Origin of the sequence: Burkholderia sp. SRS-25 (assembly GCF_004343765.1) — a bacterium.
Lineage (GTDB): Bacteria > Pseudomonadota > Gammaproteobacteria > Burkholderiales > Burkholderiaceae > Burkholderia > Burkholderia contaminans.
On the sequence record NZ_PTXM01000036.1, the window covers coordinates 38274 to 55738 of the forward strand.

Below are 17465 nucleotides of genomic sequence, written 5' to 3' on the forward strand. Positions count from 1 at the left end.
CCGACGCTTCTGCCATGACCGCTTCCGCTTCCCGTCCCCTGCTCGGCTGCATCGCCGACGATTTCACCGGCGCGACCGATCTCGCGAACATGCTCGTGAAGAGCGGCATGCGCACCGTGCAGACGATCGGCGTGCCCGCCGACGGCGCCGCCGACACCACGCTCGACGCCGACGCGATCGTCGTCGCGCTGAAGTCGCGCACGATCCCCGCCGCCGACGCGGTCGCGCAATCGCTCGCCGCATACGAATGGCTGCGCGCGCAAGGCTGCCGGCAGTTCTTCTTCAAGTACTGCTCGACGTTCGATTCGACCGACGCAGGCAACATCGGGCCCGTCGCCGACGCGCTGCTCGATGCGGCCGGCGGCGGCTTCACGATCGCGTGCCCGGCATTCCCCGAGAACGGTCGCACGATCTATCGCGGCCACCTGTTCGTCGGCGACGTGCTCCTGAACGAATCGGGGATGGAGAACCATCCGCTCACGCCGATGAAGGACGCGAACCTCGTGCGCGTGCTGCAGCGGCAGACGAAGTCGCCGGTCGGCCTGATCCGCTACGACACGATCGCGCTGGGCGCGGCCGCCGTGCGCACGCGGATCGAGCAACTGCGCGCGGAAGGCGCGCGCTTCGCGATCGCCGACGCGCTGTCGGACCGCGACCTCTACGTGCTCGGCGAAGCATGCGCGGGCCTGCCGCTCGTCACCGGCGGCTCGGGCATCGCGCTCGGCCTGCCCGCGAATTTCCGCCGTGCGGAGCAACTGCCCGAGCGCGACAACGCGGCGTCGCTGCCGCGCATCGACGGCCTGTCGGCCGTGCTCGCCGGCAGCGCGTCGAAGGCCACCAATGCGCAAGTCGCCGCATGGCGCGCCACGCGGCCGAGCTTCCGCATCGATCCGCTCGCGGCCTCGCGCGGCGAACCTGTCGTCGACCAGGCGCTCGCGTTCGCGCGCTCGCACCTGCCGCAACCCGTGCTGATCTATGCGACCGCGACGCCCGACGAAGTGAAGGCCGTGCAGCAGGCGCTCGGTGTCGACGCGGCCGGCCATCTCGTCGAAGCCACGCTCGCGGCGATCGCGCGTGGGCTGCGTGACCTCGGCGTGCGCAAGTTCGTCGTCGCCGGCGGCGAAACGTCCGGCGCGGTGGTGCAGGCGCTCGACGTGAAGTCGCTGCAGATCGGCGCGCAGATCGATCCGGGCGTGCCGGCGACGGCCACCATCGACGCGCAGCCGCTCGGCCTCGCGCTGAAGTCCGGCAACTTCGGCACCACGGACTTTTTCGACAAGGCGCTGCGCGCGCTGGACGGAGCCGCACGATGAGCGACGAAGCGAAACTGCGCGAAGAGATCTGCGTGGTCGGCGCAAGCCTGTATGCGCGCGGCCACGCCGTCGGCAGCGCCGGCAACATCAGCGCGCGCCTCGCCGACGGCTGGCTGATCACGCCGACCGACGCCTGCCTCGGCCGGCTCGACCCGAACGACATCGCGAAGGTCGGCCTCGATGGCCAGCCCGTATCGGGCGGCAAGCCGTCGAAGACGCTCGCACTGCATCGCGGCATCTACGCGCGCAATGCCGAAGCGAACGGCGTCGTCCACACGCATTCGACGCACCTCGTCGCACTGACGCTCGCGGGCGTGTGGCGCGACACCGACGTGCTGCCGCCGATCACGCCGTACTACGTGATGAAGGTCGGCCACATTCCGCTGATCCGTTACCGCCGCCCCGGCGATCCGGGCGTCGCGGCCGAAGTCGCGGCGCTCGCCGACCAGGTGCGCGGCGTGCTGCTCGACCGCCTCGGCCCGGTGATGTGGGGACCGTCGGTATCGCACGCGTCGTATGCGCTCGAGGAACTCGAGGAAACGGCGCGCCTGTGGCTGATGACGCACCCGAAACCCGAGCCGCTCGACGACACAGCGCTCGACGAACTGCGCACCAGCTTCGGCGCGCGCTGGTAGCGGCACGCCACGCAACGATTCCCATGCCCGCCGTGTGCGCGGGCCCTTCCGTCAGCACACACACGACCGGCGACGTACGCGCCGCCGGCACACGACATCATTGGAGACGACGATGACTGCTCTCGACGCGGCCGCTGGCCGCTCGCCCGCCGCGCCCGCCCATGCCGCGGAACTCGACCGCACCTACAAGAAAGTGTTCTGGCGCATCGTGCCGTTCCTGATGCTCTGCTACGTGGTCGCGTATCTCGACCGCGTGAACGTCGGCTTCGCGAAGCTGCAGATGTCGCAGGATCTCGCGTTCAGCGAAACGGTGTTCGGGCTCGGCGCCGGCATTTTCTTCCTGGGCTATTTTCTGTTCGAACTGCCAAGCAACCTGCTGATGCACCGCATCGGCGCGCGCATCTGGATCGCGCGGATCATGATCACATGGGGCCTGCTGTCCGCGCTGTTCGCGTTCGTGCAGACGCCGACGCAGTTCTACGTGCTGCGCTTCCTGCTCGGCCTCGCGGAAGCCGGCTTCTATCCGGGCGTGATCCTGTATCTCACGTACTGGTTCCCGTCGCATCGCCGCGCGAAGATCATCGCGGTGTTCATGTCCGCAATTCCGGTGTCGGGCATCTTCGGCAACCCGCTGTCGGGCTGGATCATGGAGCGCTTTCACGGTGGCTCGGGCTTCCACGGCTGGCAATGGATGTTCATGATCGAGGCCGTGCCGGCCGTGCTCGTCGGCATCGCGACGATCCTGTATCTCGACAACAGCATCCGCGGCGCGAAGTGGCTCGACGAGCGCGAGAAGCAGCTGCTGGAGGACGAGATCGCCGCGCAGCCGCAGGAACAGCAGAAGCACGGCCATTCGCTGAAGGCCGTGTTCGCGGACCCGCGCATGTGGTGGATGTCGCTGATCTACTTCGCATTCGTCACGGGCCAGTACGGCCTCACGTTCTGGATGCCGACGCTCGTCAAGTCGACCGGCATCACCGATACGCTGCAGATCGGCCTGCTGTCGGCCATTCCGTTCGTCGTCGCGATCGTCGTGATGAACCTGTTCGGCCACAGCGCGGACAAGCGCCGCGAACGCCGCTGGCACCTGATCGTGCCCGCGCTGATGGGCGCGCTCGGGTTTGCGGTCGCGGCGTCGCACTCGCACAATACAGCGGTGTCGATCGTGTTCCTGTCGCTCGCGGCGGGCGGCGTGCTGACCTGCGCGCCGCTGTTCTGGTCGCTGCCGACCGCGTTCCTCGCGGGCTCCGCGGCCGCGGCCGGGATCGCGATCATCAACTCGGTCGGCAACCTCGCCGGGTTCGCGAGCCCGTACGTGATCGGCTATCTGAAGGACGTCACGCACAGCACGGCGTCCGGCATGTACGTGCTCGCCGCGATGCTCGTGATCGGCGCGATCGCCGTGTGGCTCACGCCCGCGAAACTCGTGAACCGCTGATCCGGCGCTGGCCGATTCATCATTCGATGCGGGGCGCACGGCGCCCCGCCCCATTCATTCACAGGACCCGCTGCCATGCCACGCTTCGCCGCCAACCTCTCGATGATGTACACCGAGCACGCGTTCCTCGAACGCTTCGCCGCTGCCGCGTACGACGGATTCAAGGCCGTCGAGTACCTGTTCCCGTACGACTTCGCCGCCGAGGACATCCGTGCACGCCTCGACGCGCACGGCCTCGAACAGGCGCTGTTCAACGCGCCGCCCGGCGACTGGGCCGCGGGCGAACGCGGCACCGCATCGCTGCCGGGCCGCGAGGACGAGTTCCGGCGCGGCATCGACCTGGCGCTCGACTATGCACGCGTGCTCGGCAACAAGAAGCTGCACGTGATGGCCGGCATGGTGCCGCCGGGCGCCGACCGTGCCCGCCATCGCGACACCTACCTCGCGAACCTGCGGCACGCGACGCAGGCCGCCGCCGCGCACGGCATCACGATCCTGATCGAGCCGATCAACCAGCGCGACATGCCCGGCTATTTCCTGAGCCGCCAGGACGACGCGCAGGCGATCTGCGCGGAAGTCGGCGCGCCGAACCTGAAAGTGCAGTTCGACTGCTACCACTGCCAGATCGTCGAAGGCGATCTCGCGATGAAGCTCAAGCGCGATTTCGCGGGCATCGGCCATATCCAGATCGCGGGCGTGCCCGAGCGCCACGAGCCGGATATCGGCGAACTCAACTACCCATACCTGTTCGCGCTGATCGATGCGCTCGGCTACGACGGCTGGATCGGCTGCGAGTACCGCCCGAAGGCCGGCACGTCCGAAGGGCTCGGCTGGCTCAAGGCGTACCTGTAATTCCCGCATTCTTCCGAGGGTAAAGAACATGAAAGTACTGATCACCGGCGGCGCCGGCTTTCTCGGCCAGCGTCTCGCGCGCAAGCTGCTCGAGCGCGGCGAACTGACCGGCCCCGACGGCCGCAGCGAGAAGATCGACGAGCTGGTCCTGCTCGACGTCGTCGCCGGCAGCGATTTCGGCGACGCGCGCGTGACGTCGATCGTCGGCGACATCGCCGACCGCGCGGTGCTCGACAGCGCGATCGACACGCAAACGGGCGCGATCTTCCACCTCGCCGCGATCGTCAGCGGGCAGGCCGAAGCCGATTTCGATCTCGGCATGCGGATCAACCTCGACGCGTCGCGCACGCTGCTCGAAGTGTGCCGCGCGCGTGGCCATCGGCCGCGCGTCGTGTTCACGAGCTCCGTCGCGGTCTATGGCGGCACGCTGCCGGACGTCGTGCAGGACGACACCGCGCTGAACCCGCAATCGTCGTACGGCGCCGAGAAGGCGATCGCCGAGCTGCTGCTGTGCGACTACGCGCGGCGCGGCTTCGTCGACGGTCGCGTGCTGCGGCTGCCGACGATCAGCGTGCGGCCGGGCCGCCCGAATGCGGCTGCGTCGTCGTTCGCGAGCGGCATCATCCGCGAGCCGCTGAACGGCGAGGAAAGCGTGTGCCCGGTGCCGGGTTCGACGCGGCTGTGGCTGTTGTCGCCGCGCGGTGCGATCGAAGCGCTCGTCGCGGGCTGCGAGATCGACGGCGCGAAGCTCGGCAACAAGCGGGTGATCAATCTGCCCGGGCTGTCGGTATCGGTCGACGAAATGATCGCGGCGCTGCGCGAAGTCGCGGGTGACGAAGTCGTGAAGCTGATCCGCCATGTGCCGGACGATCGCGTCGAGAAGATCGTCGGCAGCTGGCCGGGCCGCTGGGATACGTCGCGCGCGGAAGCGCTCGGGCTGAAGGGCGATACGTCGTTCGCGGACGTGATCCGCAGCCACCTCGCCGACGAACGGCGCTGATTCCCGCGCCGCTCGACGCGCGGACGCGGGCTCCCCGGTCGCCTCAACGCGACCGGGCGGATTCCCCGATGGGCAACGGCGCGTTTTTCGTCCCGCCCGGCCGGTTCGCCGAACCGGCCGCCCACTGCCACGCCATCAGGCCCGGCAGATAGAACAGCAGGTCGCGCACGCGGCGGGCGCCGGCCAGTGCGAGGCAGGTCGGCGGGTCGAACCCGAGCAGCCCGCCGATCAGCACGAACCCGCCCTCCTGCACCCCGAGCCCGCCCGGCATCAGGAACGCGATGCTGCTCACGAGCTGGATCAGCGCCTCGATCGCGAGCGCCTGCGCGAACGTCGGCTCCGCGCCGAGAAAATACAGCGCGAGCCAGATTTCCAGCGCATAGCCGACGAACTGCAGCGTCTGCCAGATCACGAGATAACGCACGACGATGCCGGTCTTTCTCCAGATCATCCGGATCGACTGATCGGTGCGCGCCGATTCGCCGACCAGCGCCACCACCTTGCCGCTCGTGACGCGGTTGAGCACGCGCATCGCGCGCTCGAACGGCCGCGCATGCTGCACCAGTGCGAACAGCAGCAGCACCGGCACCAGCGCGGCCATGCCGATCGCGAGATTGCCGGCCACGCGCGCGGCATCGGACGACACATGCTCGAGCACGTAGCCGATCGCGACCAGCGCGAACACCAGCTGGCTGATCAGCGTCAGCTGCATGTCGGCGACGAGGCTGGCGACGACAGTTGCCGGCCGCACGCCCGCCTGCCGCAGCAGGCCGAACGACACGATCTCGCCGCCGATCCGCGCGACCGGCAACAACCCGTTGATCGATTCGCGGATCCACACGAGCTTCAGCATCGTCGCGAACGACGGCCGGCGCGGGCCGCGGATCAGCATCCGCCAGTCCCACGCATTCGCGAGCATCGGCAGGATATGCGCCAGCGCCGCGAGCAACAGGCCTGCCCCGGCGATCCGCAGGCGATGCAGGATGTCCAGCGGATGCTCACGCCAGATCAGCCACACGGCGAGCGCCAGCCCGCCCAGCGCCGCCACCTGCCCCACATGGCGAAGCCGCGTGTCGCCCCGCGCGGCGTTCCGCTCCGCGGCATCGGCGCCGGCGTTCGTCGGCGTCGTCATGATTCGCTCGCGGGCGACAACAGGCCTTCCCGGTCGACGCGAAAACGTGTGCCGCGCCACACGACATGCGACGAGAAGAAACTCGACACGAACACGCAGAACTGCAGGAGATCGACGAACGGCAGCCAGAGCGCGCCGCGCAGCCCCGCGCCGGTCGCCCGGCTCGTTTTCAGCATGAGCAGCGCCCGCGCGGCAAGCGCCGCGACCACCAGCCCGCATGCGACGGCCGTGCCGCCGGAGAACAGCAGCGCCAGCAGCGCGAGCGGCACCGGGTGCATCAGCACGGAGCCGGCGTGACCGAGCCGGTCCGCCGCGCGGATCGTGCAGCTCCAGCGCAATTCGTGTGCGTACAGCTTCGCGAACGTCTCCTCGACGCATGCATGCCCGACGACGAACGGGGGAATGACGACCTGCGCGCCCACCTGCCGCACCGCTTCGCCCAGCGCATGATCCTCGGCCAGGTGATGCGCGAAACGCGTGAGCCCGCCGATGCGCTCGAGCGTCGCGCGCGTGAACGCAATCGTCTGGCCAAAGCAGGGCCGTGCGCGCCCGATGAAGAGCCCGGTGATCACGCCCGGCAGGAAATGGTAGTTCGTCATCGCGACGGCGACACCGGGCCAGAAGCCCGGCGAGGCGATGCCGCGATACACGCTCGTCACGATGCCGACATCCGGCTGCTGCAGCGCGCCGACGACGGCGCGCAAATAATCGCGCTCGACCAGCACGTCGCTGTCGGCGAGACAGAGCACCGAGTACTCCGCGTGTTCGAGCATGTTCACGAGATTGGCGATCTTGCGGTTCGGCCCGTAGAGCCGCGCATCGGCGACGACCTTGATGTTCGCGTCAGGGTAGCGCGCCCGCAGCGTCTCGACGGCCGCGAGGGCCTTGTCGTTCGCATCGTGCACGCCGAACAGGTGCTGAACCGGCCCCGGATAATCCTGCACGAAGAAGCTTTCGAGATGCTGTACGAGCTGCCACTCGTCGCCGTGCAGCGGTTTCGCGACGGTGACGCCCGGATAATCGCGCGGCTCGGCCGGCGCCCGGGAAAAGAACCGGCCAACCAGCACGCTGGCCGTGATCGTGTATGCAATGCCCAATAGCACGCCCAGCCCGCAGACGATCGACATTGCCCCAGCCAGCGCGCGCAGCACATGCAGCAATACCATGCTTCTCCCCAGTGGTGACCCGTGAGACCACGACACCCGGGAGCCGCCGCGCGTACGCGGGTTCACCCGTGCGCGCCGCCATATCGATTCCCGTGGAGCCGGATGTGAAGGACGACCAAGCGACGATACGCGCAATCAGATGACACAACTACCGTGCGGCGATCGATTCCCGTCACGCGCACGTAGCCGCAGGCGATCGCGGCGCGGAACGCGACGTCGGCAAGCTTGCGGGCTGAAAGGATCGCGGTGGCGACCGCGATGACGACCCAGATGCGAAACGTCATCGTGGTGAAAAATGCTTCGGGTACGCGCCATGCAAGCAACGATACCAGCACGAAACACTGAATCAACATGCCGGCCAGCGCGGCGATCAGCAGGTGGGCGCGCCATCGCCCGATCGTCGAGGATGCCATGAGGAATGAACCTCCCGTTCGGACGACTCCCATCGACCTGGGATCGATCGGAAGCGTCGCGGATTGACGGGCAAGCTTGCGCGGCCAGTGCCGGACAGGCGAAACCCGGTTCGGGATCCAGGGAAGCGGAGCACCACCCGAGAAATGTTGTGGCTGATGGTAGCGGGATTACCGGCGGCAAACCTTAAGCGTTCTTCAGAATCGGCGAAAGCTTGACGCAGCACAATTACAATCCGTTGCACGGGATGCAGGGTTGCACTCGTACAATCGCAACCATCCGAACCCGAATCGACCATGCGACTCCTCCTTGTTGAAGACGACGACCTGATCGGCAGCGGTCTCGAGATCAGCCTGAGTCAGGCCGGCTATCACGTCGACTGGTTGCGCGACGGTCACGCGGCCGCCGCGGCGCTCGCGACGACACGCTTCGCGCTCGTCGTGCTCGATCTCGGCCTGCCGGGGAAATCGGGCACGGAACTGCTGCGTGCGTTGCGCGATGCGGGCGACACGGTTCCCGTGCTGGTGCTGACCGCGCGCGGCACCGTGGCCGACCGGGTCCGCGGCCTCGACGACGGCGCGGACGACTATCTCGCGAAACCGTTCGAGCTGACCGAGGTGCTGGCCCGTTGTCGTGCGCTCGTGCGCCGCTCGCAGGGCCGCGCCGGCGACGAGATCGTGTGGCGCGACATCACGATCGACCTGACCGCCCACACCGTGACACGCGATGCGTCGCGCATCGCACTGACCTCGCGCGAGTGGGCCATCCTGGTGCAGCTCGTCAGCCACCCGGGCGCGCCGCAATCGCGCGCGCGCCTCGAAGACACCCTGTACGGCTGGCAGGAAGGTATCGAAAGCAATGCGATCGAGGTCCATGTCTCGAACTTGCGCAAGAAACTCGGCGCGGACCTGATCCGCACCGTTCGCGGCATCGGTTACGTCGTCGACCTCGCATGATCTCCCGCTCGATACGGCGCCGCGTGTCGTCGATGGCGCTCGGCTGCGTGACCGTCGTGTGGCTCGTTGCCGTATTCGGCAGCTTCCGTTATGCGACGCGCGAGATTGGCGAATGGGAAGACGCCCGCCTCGTCGAATACGCGTCGCTGCTGGTCGATCTTTCATCCGCCGACCTCGAACGCCTCGCCCGTGTTCCGCCGGATGCGCGCGTCGAACTGGATCGTGGCCATTCGAGGCCCGGCCCCGTGACCGACGGCGATCGCCTGCCGCGCGACGTGCTGTTCGAGGTACGCGACGCGCAGGGCCACGTCATCGCGTCGAGCCTTCCGGCCGAAGCGGCCGGGTTGCCCGGCACGCGCAACTCGCGCGGCACCCCTGAAACGATCGTCATTCACGACACACCGTGGCGCACGCACACGTTGCGCGACGATGCGTCGGGGCGCTGGATACGCGTGATGGAAATCGTCAACACGCGCAGCGATCTGGCGACCGGCATCGCGCGCGGCATCGTCATGCCGCTGATCGTCGCACTCCCGGTGCTGGCGCTGCTCCTCTGGTACCTGATCGGACGCGGTCTCGCACCGTTGAAGACGCTGTCGGCACTGATCGGCGCACGCGACGCACGATCGCTCGAACCGCTCGGCATCGCCACCGTGCCGGACGAAGTGCGCGCGCTGGTCGACGCGATCGATCGCCTGCTGGCGAGGTTGCGGCAATCGATCGTGCGCGAGCGCGCGTTCACGTCCGACGCCGCGCACGAACTCAAGACCCCGCTCGCCGCGATCAAGGTCCAGGCGCAGGTGGCGATCGCGACCGACGATCCGGCTCGCAAGCAACTGGCGATGCAGCGGGTCGTTCAAGGCGTCGACCGCAGCGCGCGTCTCGCCGAACAACTGCTGCTGCTCGCGCGGCTCGACGAGTACGAACGCATTCCGACGCGTGCCGTCGTCGTTCGCGAACTCGTCGAAGCCGCCGTCGATCGCCATCTCGCGAAGGCATCGGACAAGGCCATCGCGCTCGTGACAGGCACCGTATCCGGACGGGCGATCGAAGCCGATCCGATCCTGATCGGCATCCTGCTCGACAACCTCGTCGACAACGCCATCAAGTACGGCCGCCAGGGTGGCCGCATCGAGATCGGTGTGGACGATGACGGCACGCGGCAACGCATCGTCGTGTGCGACGACGGGCCCGGTGTCGCACCCGTCGAGCACGAGCGGCTGGGCGACCGTTTCTATCGGGGCAGCGGCGTGCAATCGCCCGGCAGCGGGCTCGGATTGTCGATCGTCACACGCATCGCCCAGTATTTCGGCGGCACCGTGCAGTTCGGGGCCGGCATCGGCGGGCGAGGCCTCGGTGTCGTGATCACGCTGCCGTCGGCTGGCGCGGGCGAACCGTCGCCAGCGGGCGAACCCGCCGGCCCGCCGTCACGTGCGATTCCCCGTGCTTAACGTTTTGTTAAGGATACGACCGTAGAATCCCCACGATCGATACATTCCCCCGTACGCCAGGAGTCTCCATGTCCACGCCCGCCCGATATGACACCGTTGCGCGCTTGCTTCACTGGCTGATCGTCGCGCTGGTCATCGCGCAATATGCGATCGGCTGGACGATGCCCGACGTGCATCGCGACACGCAGCCCATCGGCCTGATCGCCGCCCACCTCCTCGTGGGAACCGCGCTGGTCGCGGCGATGGCTTGCCGCGTGCTGTGGCGCGCGACGCATCGCCCGCCCGCGAATGACCTGTCGCCCGCGATGCGCGCACTGTCGGGTGCGACGCATTTTGCGCTCTACGCGCTGCTGATCGCGGTGCCGCTGCTCGGCTGGATCAACGCGTCGTCGCGCGCGTGGGGCGTCACGCTGGTCGGGATCGTGCCGCTGCCCGCGCTGTCGGCAGCCGGCTCCAGCTTCGGCCATGCGATGGGCGATGTGCACGGCATCCTCGCCTGGGTGCTGTTCGCCGGCATTTGCCTGCACGTGGCAGCCGCGCTGGCGCACCGCTTCGTGCTGCGCGATCAGGTCATGCAGCGCATGATGCCCTGGTGATCGCCATGCCGGCGGCACCGCACGCCATCGCGCGCATGAACCGGATTGCCGCCGATATCGATACCGTCTTCGTCCCGGTTCATCGCACAACCGGCCGGCCGCTCATCGCAAGCGGCCGATGAGATGATCGCGCCGCCGCGCGAAGCGGCGCGCAATGACCGGCATCGCGGCCGGCGCCCTTCTGCCGCGTCGAGCGGCACGAAGGGCTGCCGTCCTGCCGTGTCGCGAACACGACGGCCTGAAGTCACACAAGACCATTTCCACACCTAGTTGCTGGTCTGCGCCGGCATGCCGGACGCCGGTGCGTGCGCGGCTGCCGCCATCCGGGCCCGGTCCTGCTCGGCAAGCTTCGCTTCCGCCGCCTGGATGTCCGCCGGATACTCGCCTTCGTCTCCCTTCGCCGGGTCGTACCCGGCTGCTTCCAGGCGGATCAATTCGTCGCGAACCTGTGCACGCGTCAGCGGCGCGGCCGATTGCGCGAAAGCCGACTGACCGACGATCGCTCCGATCATCGTCAGTACTGCGATATATGTTTTCATCATGAACTCCTTCAATGTTCCGTATCGATCAACCGTGTCGAATTCCTTGAATGCCTGACCTGCGAACGCAGGCGGCTGCGTCAGCTTCCGAAATAGATCGTGCAGAAGCTCGCGGGGCCGACGCATGCGGCAGAACCCCGGCGCGACGACATCGTCGCCGGCTTGCCCGCTTCGGATGAAGCGGCCGGATCGCTGCCGACCGCCGTGCGGGCCTGATGCGCCGGCATCTGTTCGACCTGCCGCTGGAACAGCGGGCTTACGTCCGGATACGACGTATCGGTCACGAAGCGCAGTCCGTTGTTTTCGGCGTCGATCAGTTCCTGCCTGACCTGCGCGCGCGTCAGTTCCTGTGCCGACGCTTGCGTCGCGATACCCGCGAGGGAAATCGCCGCCACCGCGGCGGCCACCAGCCAATGCGTGTTCATGTTCCACTCCTTGAGAAGTCAACGAGACGACGTGCTACACCCGTATGACGACGGAGCGCCTGCGTTTATTCCCGCTCGTCGCGCAACTCGGATCACGTGGCGTCTCCCGCGCCGCGAGCCCCGGGATGGACGTTCATGAAACTGTCATTCTTTCGTCAGCCGGCGTAACCTGACGTAACGCAGCGCCAGTCGCGCTTCGGGCAGACTGACGTCACCCTTTACGGATCGCCCTTCGATCGACCATGTCCGTCGCTTACGACTATGCAGCCGGCCTGCTGCGCATGCTGTTCGACCGCCATATCGACGGCGGCGCGGTGCTCGACACGGCCGCGTTTCCCGACGCAGGGCGTTTCGTCCGCGCATGGACCGACATCCAGGCTGAAGCGTTCGCCGTGGCGCGCGACATGCCGCGCATTCCGCGCTTTCACGAGATCATGCGCGAGCAGTACGACATCTCGGCCAACGATGCACGCGACTGGCGGATGTTCATCATGCAGGCGTACGGCCAGCCGTTCCCGCGCAACCTGTCGCGCTGCCCGACCGTCGCGTCGATCGTCGCGACATCGCCGGACGTGCTGTCCGCATCGCTGTCGTTCCTCGCGCCCGGCAAGCACATTCCCCCGCATCGCGGGCCGTTTCGCGGCATCCTGCGCGGCTATCTGGTGCTGTCGATGCCGAAGCGCGCGGACGGCACGCCGGCCGCCGTGCTGAAGGTCGACGGCCACGAATACCGGCTCGAGGAAGGACGCTTCCTGCTGTGGGACGACACGTTCATGCACGAGGTATGGAACGACAGCGACGAAGTACGGATCGTGCTGCTGCTCGATATCCGCCGGCGCGGGATGCCGCGCCTGCTCACGTGGTTGTCGAATGCGGTGATCGGTGTGGTTCGGCTCGGGATCAGGATTCGCGGGCGATCGATTCCGGTTTAGCGCCGACAGCCGGCATGCGCCGGGTGCCCCATCGTTTCGCGACTGCGCTCTCTTGTGTCGGGAAGACGCTCAGCACACGCCGGATGCAGGCGTGATCGTCAGGACACCTTGCCTGAATCATCGTCCAGCGCATGGATGCCGCGCCTGGCGACACACCGGAACGGCGGATCGATCGCCCGCATGTTCGTCAGTTCCCCGCACACGTATCCGGCGCACCCGTGCTCGCCTTGCGCGCGGGCTTCATCAGGCGTCCAGTCGTGCACGCCCACGACGTCGACCGACGCGAGCGCGATATCGTCAGGGTCCTCCTGCCCGTCCTGCCGCAGAAAGGCCGTGTTCTGCACCCGCACGAGATCGCGCAACGGTATGGCCGGCGGCGCCCACGACCGGATTTCGACCCGCTTGCGGCCCGCGACGATATCGTCGACGGCGGGTTTGACGATCGACAGCGCGGGTCGCGGCATCGCAAGTATTTCCTTCATCGGTAAAAAACGTCACTTCCAGGCGCTGAAGGTTTCATTACAGGCGCAGGAGATTCCCACCCTCACCACACATGATCTGCGGCGCACGGCCTCCGCGCTACGGCACGAACAGGGCTGGGGATCGGACGTGGTGGAGAAAGCGTTGAATCACACCATCGGCTGTGTGCGCGGCGTCTACAATCGGTCCGAATATGCCGAACAGAGGCAGAAGATACTGCAGGCGTGGTCGGACTACATCGACGGGCTGGCGTCGGTGCGCAATTTTGTGGTGTGAGCAGGTATGGCGCACCGGGCTGGCAGGACCGCTGCCCCTTGTGCGCCTTTCTCGGCCTGGGCCAACGAGAACGGCTATGCGCTGAAACGAATTTCGTACAGCTATCAGGCCATCTGAACGTCTTTTCAGATCGATCCCATATTCACATCGCCAGCAACTCTTCACGCTTGCGTCTGGAGAAGTCCATGTACGTCCACATCTGCTGAGCGCCTGCTGCTAGTCATTCCTTCACCGGAGGCAGTAGTTGTGGTGCTCGGCCCCTGGAGCACCTATGGCAAGCCAAGCACCTGAACCGTCCGCATCCTCCGCACGTCCCATCACCGTCGCTCCGCTCAACCAAATCCAGCTGGGTGACGTGGCGCTGACCATCGGTGCATTTGACCAATGGCTGGGCACCATCACCGATGGAACTGTGACCCTGGATCGCCTGCGCACCGTTGCAGGCAATCTTCCAGCCGTCCGAAACATCCTCAATCTGGCAGACCTGCTGGGCGACATTGTCACCCTCACCACACGCGAGGACCGTGATACCTCGGACTGGGCAATCGCGAGCATCAATCTGATCGGTCTAATGCCCGCTCCGGCCACCGCTCCCGCCCGCATGACGCTGCGGCCTACCCTGTTTCTGGCACGACAGGAACTCCTGAACAGCGACAGCGGCAAGCCCCTGATTGGGGAGGCGCTGCTCAACACGTTTGCGATCAATCTGAACAGCAGCATTCGGGGTGAGTTGAACGACTCTGTAGAGAAGGCCAAACAAAGGCTACCCAGCCTGCTGGAGGAGGCCGCCACCTTTGGCGAAACCCTCATGCTGGACCTCGCCAGCGGTCTGGAAGCCTTGGCCCAGGTGAACAATGTTGTCGGCATGTCACCCGGCAAAAGCGAATCGGGGAAGTCATGGCACGACCCCACCGAGGTGTTTTCCAACCTCTATGACGCGGCGCTTCAGTTCCAGCGCGATGCCGCCAGCACAAGCCAGAGTGCCCCGGCACAAAACCCTGCAAAAGAAACGCGTGCCAAGATGGCCGCAAACGCCCAGCTACTGCGCCAGTTTGCCGCGCTCTTGGCCACGCAGGTACGAGCTCAGGCCAATCCGGCGACGCAAGGTAGTGTCGGGTGGATCGTCGCCGAATTACATCGGTCGCTCGAAGCGCGCGGGCCTGGCCGCCCCCTGGCCGCCAATGTCAAGACCGATACGACGAGCAAGGCTGGACAGTTCCATCCAGGCGAATCACTGGAGGCTCGCGTCAAAGAACGTCCGGCCGACCAAACCCCCAGCGCATGCAAGAACTGTGCGCCCACGGGCACCGGCAGCAACATCAGCTTTGCCACGGGCAGCGAAACACTCAGCCAGACCGACTTCACGCTGCCCGGCCCATTTCCCATCAGTTGGACACGTACCTACCGCTCCAGTCTCGGTGCATTCGATGACGGCGAGTTGGGCGCGCGCTGGATCACCCCGTACACCACACGCATAGACGTGACCGGCAAGGGCTTGCGCTACCACGGCGCTGACGGCCGCAGCCACGACTACCCGCTGCCCAAAGTCGGTATGGAGTACCAGGACCGAATCGAAGAACTCACCCTGGCCCGTGTGAGCGAGCACCAACTGGTACTGTGCCGTGGCCACGAACGTCGCGAGACCTACCATCGCCACGGTGATCGCTTCCTGCTCGTGCACATCGAATTGCGCGGCGGTGCCGGTATGCTGCTCGGCTACGACCACCGTATCGGCAATCGCGCCGTGCTGTCGGACCTGATCACCTACCAGGACGACCCCAGCCAGGCGCATGTCCACCTCGGCACCCTGGTGGACGAGGTTGGCCGCCTCACCGGCCTATGGCTGATGGGCGAGCACGAACCCCAGCGCCGTCTAAGCCTGTATCGCTACGATGAAGCGGGCGACCTCACGCTGGCCCAGGACGAGAACGCACAGGTCTGGACCTACCAGTACCAGCACCACCTGATCACCCACTACACCGACCGCACCGGGCGTGGCATGAACCTGCAATGGGAAGGTGACGGCCCCAATGCCCGCGCCGTGCGCGAATGGGCCGATGACGGCAGCTTTGATACTCAGCTTCGTTGGGACGAAAACCTCCGCCTCACCTACGTCACCGACGCCCACGGCCAGGAGACCCGGCACTACTACGACCACTTGGGCTACACCTACCGCATCGTCCACCCGGACAAGCGCTCCGAATGGTTGTTCCGCGACGAGGCCAAGAACGTCGTCCAGCACATCCATCCAGACGGCAGCAAAGACAGCTACGCCTACGACGAGGTCGGCAACCTGCTCGAACACATCCGTGACGACGGCAGTACCGTGCACTACGCGTGGGACACCAAGAACCAGCTCATCAAGATCAGCGACGCCGAGGGCGGCCTCTGGCTGCGCGACTACGACACCCGCGGCCGGCTCACGGAGGCCATCGACCCGCTGGGCAACAAGACCGAATACGCCTACAACCTGATGGGCCTGCCGATCGGCATTACCGATGCGAGCGGCAAGCAGAAGCAACTCGAGTACAACGCCAACGGCCAGCTCACCCGCTACGTGGACTGCTCCGCCAAGGCCAGCACCTGGACCTACGACGAGCGCGGCCAGCTCGTGCAGTTCACCAACGCGGCTGGGCAGATCACACGCTACCGCTACGAGGCCGGACAGCTTGTCGCCATCCGCTACCCGGACGACACTGAAGAGCGCTTTGAGCGCGATGCCGAAGGCCGCTTGCTCACGCATGTGGATGCGCTGGGCCGGCGCACGCAGTGGGACTACACCGAAGCCGGCCTGCTGGCAAAACGCGTGGACGCCGCTGGCCAGTCTCTGCGCTACCAGTGGGACAAGCTCGGCCAGCTCACCGCGCTGCGCAACGAGAACGGCCGCGATGCCGAGTTCCACTACGATCCGGTCGGCCGCCTGCTGGCGGAAACCGGCTTCGATGGTGCCACCACGCGCTACGAATACGAGGAAGAGACCGGCACACTGGCGCGCGCCATCGACGGGCAGCGCACCACCGCCTACACCTTTGACCGGATGGGTCGCCTCACCGAGCGGCGCGCTGCGCTGCAAACCGGCGACGCGGCCCCACGCGAGCAAGACTGGCAGGTCGAGACCTTCGCCTACGACCGCAACGGCAACCTGGAGCTGGCCTGCAATGCCGACAGCCGCCTGCAATGGTTCCGCGACCCGGCAGGCAACCTGGTGCGCGAGCACCAGCACTACACCCGCCTGGGCCAGCCGCTGGTTGGGGTGTGGCAGCACGAATACGATGCGCTGAACCAGCGCATCGCCACCGTGCGCCCGGACGGCCACCGCGTCAGCTGGCTCACCTACGGCAGCGGCCACCTGTTGGCGCTGCAGCTCGACGAGCGCGAACTGGTCAGCTACGAGCGTGATGACCTGCACCGCGAGGTCGCGCGCCTGCAAGGCAACCGCCTGCTGCAAACGCAGCAGTGGGACGCCATGGGGCGGCTCAGCGAGCAGGTGCTCGCGCGCGACATGCCCGCTCCCACACACACCGCAGGCGGCAACCGCCTGCTGGTGCGCCGCTATCGCTACGACGCCAGCGGCCAGCTCACCGACATCAACGACACACGGCGCGGGCAGCTTGCGTACCGCTACGATCCGGTGGGCCGCCTGCTCGAAGCGCAAAGCCGGCTCGGCCACGAGACCTTCGACTTCGATCCGGCGAGCAACCTGATCGATCCGGCCGAGCAGCGCGAAGCCGAGCGCCAGCGCATGCCACGCATCAAGGCGCTGGACAACCTGCTCAAGCAATACGCCGGCACCCACTACCAGTACGACGCGCGCGGCAACCTCACGCAACGCTGGCACAACGGCAAGGAAGGCCGCTTCACCT

Annotated in this window: 18 protein-coding genes; 11 read left to right on the forward strand and 7 right to left on the reverse strand. The window is 66.8% G+C overall.

Going from position 1 to position 17465, the window contains the following annotated elements; translation table 11 throughout:
* The first annotated feature begins 14 nt into the window (after positions 1–14).
* The 5 genes from otnK (at position 15) to denD (ending at position 5238) form a co-directional block, all read left to right on the forward strand.
* Entirely contained in the window at positions 15–1313 is a 1299-nt protein-coding gene (gene otnK / locus C5O79_RS35520) for a 3-oxo-tetronate kinase (RefSeq protein ID WP_047849478.1), read from the forward strand.
* Entirely contained in the window at positions 1310–1948 is a 639-nt protein-coding gene (locus C5O79_RS35525; RefSeq protein WP_047849477.1) for an aldolase, read from the forward strand. Before otnK ends, C5O79_RS35525 begins: the two co-directional genes overlap by 4 nt.
* 112 nt (positions 1949–2060) lie before the next feature.
* Positions 2061–3386 carry an MFS transporter gene (locus tag C5O79_RS35530; protein WP_122476720.1) on the forward strand — a complete coding sequence of 442 codons (1326 nt, stop codon included), beginning with the start codon at positions 2061–2063 and terminating at the stop codon, positions 3384–3386.
* A gap of 75 nt (positions 3387–3461) precedes the next feature.
* Positions 3462–4238, forward strand: a complete 777-nt coding sequence (gene otnI, locus C5O79_RS35535) for a 2-oxo-tetronate isomerase (protein ID WP_047849475.1) — start codon at positions 3462–3464, stop codon at positions 4236–4238.
* A gap of 28 nt (positions 4239–4266) precedes the next feature.
* The gene (denD, locus tag C5O79_RS35540) at positions 4267–5238 is read left to right on the forward strand and encodes a D-erythronate dehydrogenase (protein WP_122476723.1); all 972 of its coding nucleotides are present in this window, start codon (positions 4267–4269) and stop codon (positions 5236–5238) included.
* 43 nt (positions 5239–5281) lie between these two features.
* On the opposite strand, the gene C5O79_RS35545 is transcribed toward denD, so the two are convergent.
* From C5O79_RS35545 to C5O79_RS35555, 3 genes are all read right to left on the reverse strand, one after another.
* A complete protein-coding gene (locus C5O79_RS35545; protein WP_122476725.1) occupies positions 5282–6370 on the reverse strand; it encodes a lysylphosphatidylglycerol synthase domain-containing protein in 1089 nt (362 codons plus the stop codon).
* Positions 6367–7536: a bacteriohopanetetrol glucosamine biosynthesis glycosyltransferase HpnI gene (gene hpnI / locus C5O79_RS35550; protein ID WP_081421020.1), complete on the reverse strand. Its 1170-nt coding sequence runs from the start codon at positions 7534–7536 to the stop codon at positions 6367–6369. The genes C5O79_RS35545 and hpnI overlap by 4 nt, the downstream gene beginning before the upstream one ends.
* Positions 7537–7598: 62 nt before the next feature.
* Entirely contained in the window at positions 7599–7949 is a 351-nt protein-coding gene (locus C5O79_RS35555; protein WP_046549683.1) for a hypothetical protein, read from the reverse strand.
* 294 nt (positions 7950–8243) lie between these two features.
* Between C5O79_RS35555 and C5O79_RS35560 the strand changes: the two genes are divergently transcribed.
* From C5O79_RS35560 to C5O79_RS35570, 3 genes are all read left to right on the forward strand, one after another.
* A complete protein-coding gene (locus C5O79_RS35560; protein ID WP_039346624.1) occupies positions 8244–8903 on the forward strand; it encodes a response regulator in 660 nt (219 codons plus the stop codon).
* The gene (locus C5O79_RS35565; protein ID WP_122476728.1) at positions 8900–10354 is read left to right on the forward strand and encodes an ATP-binding protein; all 1455 of its coding nucleotides are present in this window, start codon (positions 8900–8902) and stop codon (positions 10352–10354) included. Before C5O79_RS35560 ends, C5O79_RS35565 begins: the two co-directional genes overlap by 4 nt.
* Before the next feature lie 68 nt (positions 10355–10422).
* Positions 10423–10950: a cytochrome b gene (locus C5O79_RS35570; RefSeq protein WP_046549685.1), complete on the forward strand. Its 528-nt coding sequence runs from the start codon at positions 10423–10425 to the stop codon at positions 10948–10950.
* On the opposite strand, the gene C5O79_RS35575 is transcribed toward C5O79_RS35570, so the two are convergent.
* The 3 genes from C5O79_RS35575 to C5O79_RS35585 form a co-directional block, all read right to left on the reverse strand.
* Complete coding sequence (locus C5O79_RS35575) at positions 10920–11198, reverse strand: hypothetical protein (RefSeq protein ID WP_205746240.1); 279 nt, start codon at positions 11196–11198, stop codon at positions 10920–10922. The genes C5O79_RS35570 and C5O79_RS35575 overlap by 31 nt on opposite strands.
* Positions 11199–11216: 18 nt before the next feature.
* A complete protein-coding gene (locus C5O79_RS35580; protein ID WP_046549783.1) occupies positions 11217–11489 on the reverse strand; it encodes a DUF4148 domain-containing protein in 273 nt (90 codons plus the stop codon).
* 80 nt (positions 11490–11569) lie between these two features.
* The gene (locus C5O79_RS35585; RefSeq protein WP_122476731.1) at positions 11570–11914 is read right to left on the reverse strand and encodes a DUF4148 domain-containing protein; all 345 of its coding nucleotides are present in this window, start codon (positions 11912–11914) and stop codon (positions 11570–11572) included.
* A 242-nt stretch (positions 11915–12156) separates the two neighbouring features.
* On the opposite strand from C5O79_RS35585, the gene C5O79_RS35590 reads away from it, so the two are divergent.
* Positions 12157–12846, forward strand: a complete 690-nt coding sequence (locus tag C5O79_RS35590; protein ID WP_122476734.1) for an aspartyl/asparaginyl beta-hydroxylase domain-containing protein — start codon at positions 12157–12159, stop codon at positions 12844–12846.
* A gap of 98 nt (positions 12847–12944) precedes the next feature.
* Here C5O79_RS35590 and C5O79_RS35595 read toward each other — a convergent pair whose 3' ends face one another.
* A complete protein-coding gene (locus C5O79_RS35595; RefSeq protein ID WP_052759377.1) occupies positions 12945–13310 on the reverse strand; it encodes an ASCH domain-containing protein in 366 nt (121 codons plus the stop codon).
* Here C5O79_RS35595 and C5O79_RS35600 point away from each other — a divergent pair.
* Both C5O79_RS35600 and C5O79_RS35605 read left to right on the forward strand, forming a co-directional pair.
* The gene (locus C5O79_RS35600) at positions 13282–13602 is read left to right on the forward strand and encodes a hypothetical protein (protein ID WP_236862343.1); all 321 of its coding nucleotides are present in this window, start codon (positions 13282–13284) and stop codon (positions 13600–13602) included. The two genes, C5O79_RS35595 and C5O79_RS35600, sit on opposite strands and share 29 nt — an antisense overlap.
* Before the next feature lie 271 nt (positions 13603–13873).
* Positions 13874–17465: DUF6531 domain-containing protein (locus tag C5O79_RS35605; RefSeq protein WP_131932209.1), on the forward strand; the 3592-nt coding region annotated here is incomplete at its 3' end.

Coding starts and splice junctions, on each gene's coding strand:
- denD (WP_122476723.1), top strand. CDS start 4,267: ATGAAAGTACTGATCACCGGCGGCGCCGGCTTTCTCGGCCAGCGTCTC.
- C5O79_RS35590 (WP_122476734.1), top strand. CDS start 12,157: ATGTCCGTCGCTTACGACTATGCAGCCGGCCTGCTGCGCATGCTGTTC.
- C5O79_RS35560 (WP_039346624.1), top strand. CDS start 8,244: ATGCGACTCCTCCTTGTTGAAGACGACGACCTGATCGGCAGCGGTCTC.
- otnK (WP_047849478.1), top strand. CDS start 15: ATGACCGCTTCCGCTTCCCGTCCCCTGCTCGGCTGCATCGCCGACGAT.
- C5O79_RS35570 (WP_046549685.1), top strand. CDS start 10,423: ATGTCCACGCCCGCCCGATATGACACCGTTGCGCGCTTGCTTCACTGG.
- otnI (WP_047849475.1), top strand. CDS start 3,462: ATGCCACGCTTCGCCGCCAACCTCTCGATGATGTACACCGAGCACGCG.
- C5O79_RS35585 (WP_122476731.1), bottom strand. CDS start 11,914: ATGAACACGCATTGGCTGGTGGCCGCCGCGGTGGCGGCGATTTCCCTC.
- C5O79_RS35580 (WP_046549783.1), bottom strand. CDS start 11,489: ATGAAAACATATATCGCAGTACTGACGATGATCGGAGCGATCGTCGGT.
- C5O79_RS35545 (WP_122476725.1), bottom strand. CDS start 6,370: ATGACGACGCCGACGAACGCCGGCGCCGATGCCGCGGAGCGGAACGCC.
- C5O79_RS35525 (WP_047849477.1), top strand. CDS start 1,310: ATGAGCGACGAAGCGAAACTGCGCGAAGAGATCTGCGTGGTCGGCGCA.
- hpnI (WP_081421020.1), bottom strand. CDS start 7,536: ATGGTATTGCTGCATGTGCTGCGCGCGCTGGCTGGGGCAATGTCGATC.
- C5O79_RS35555 (WP_046549683.1), bottom strand. CDS start 7,949: ATGGCATCCTCGACGATCGGGCGATGGCGCGCCCACCTGCTGATCGCC.
- C5O79_RS35565 (WP_122476728.1), top strand. CDS start 8,900: ATGATCTCCCGCTCGATACGGCGCCGCGTGTCGTCGATGGCGCTCGGC.
- C5O79_RS35595 (WP_052759377.1), bottom strand. CDS start 13,310: ATGCCGCGACCCGCGCTGTCGATCGTCAAACCCGCCGTCGACGATATC.
- C5O79_RS35530 (WP_122476720.1), top strand. CDS start 2,061: ATGACTGCTCTCGACGCGGCCGCTGGCCGCTCGCCCGCCGCGCCCGCC.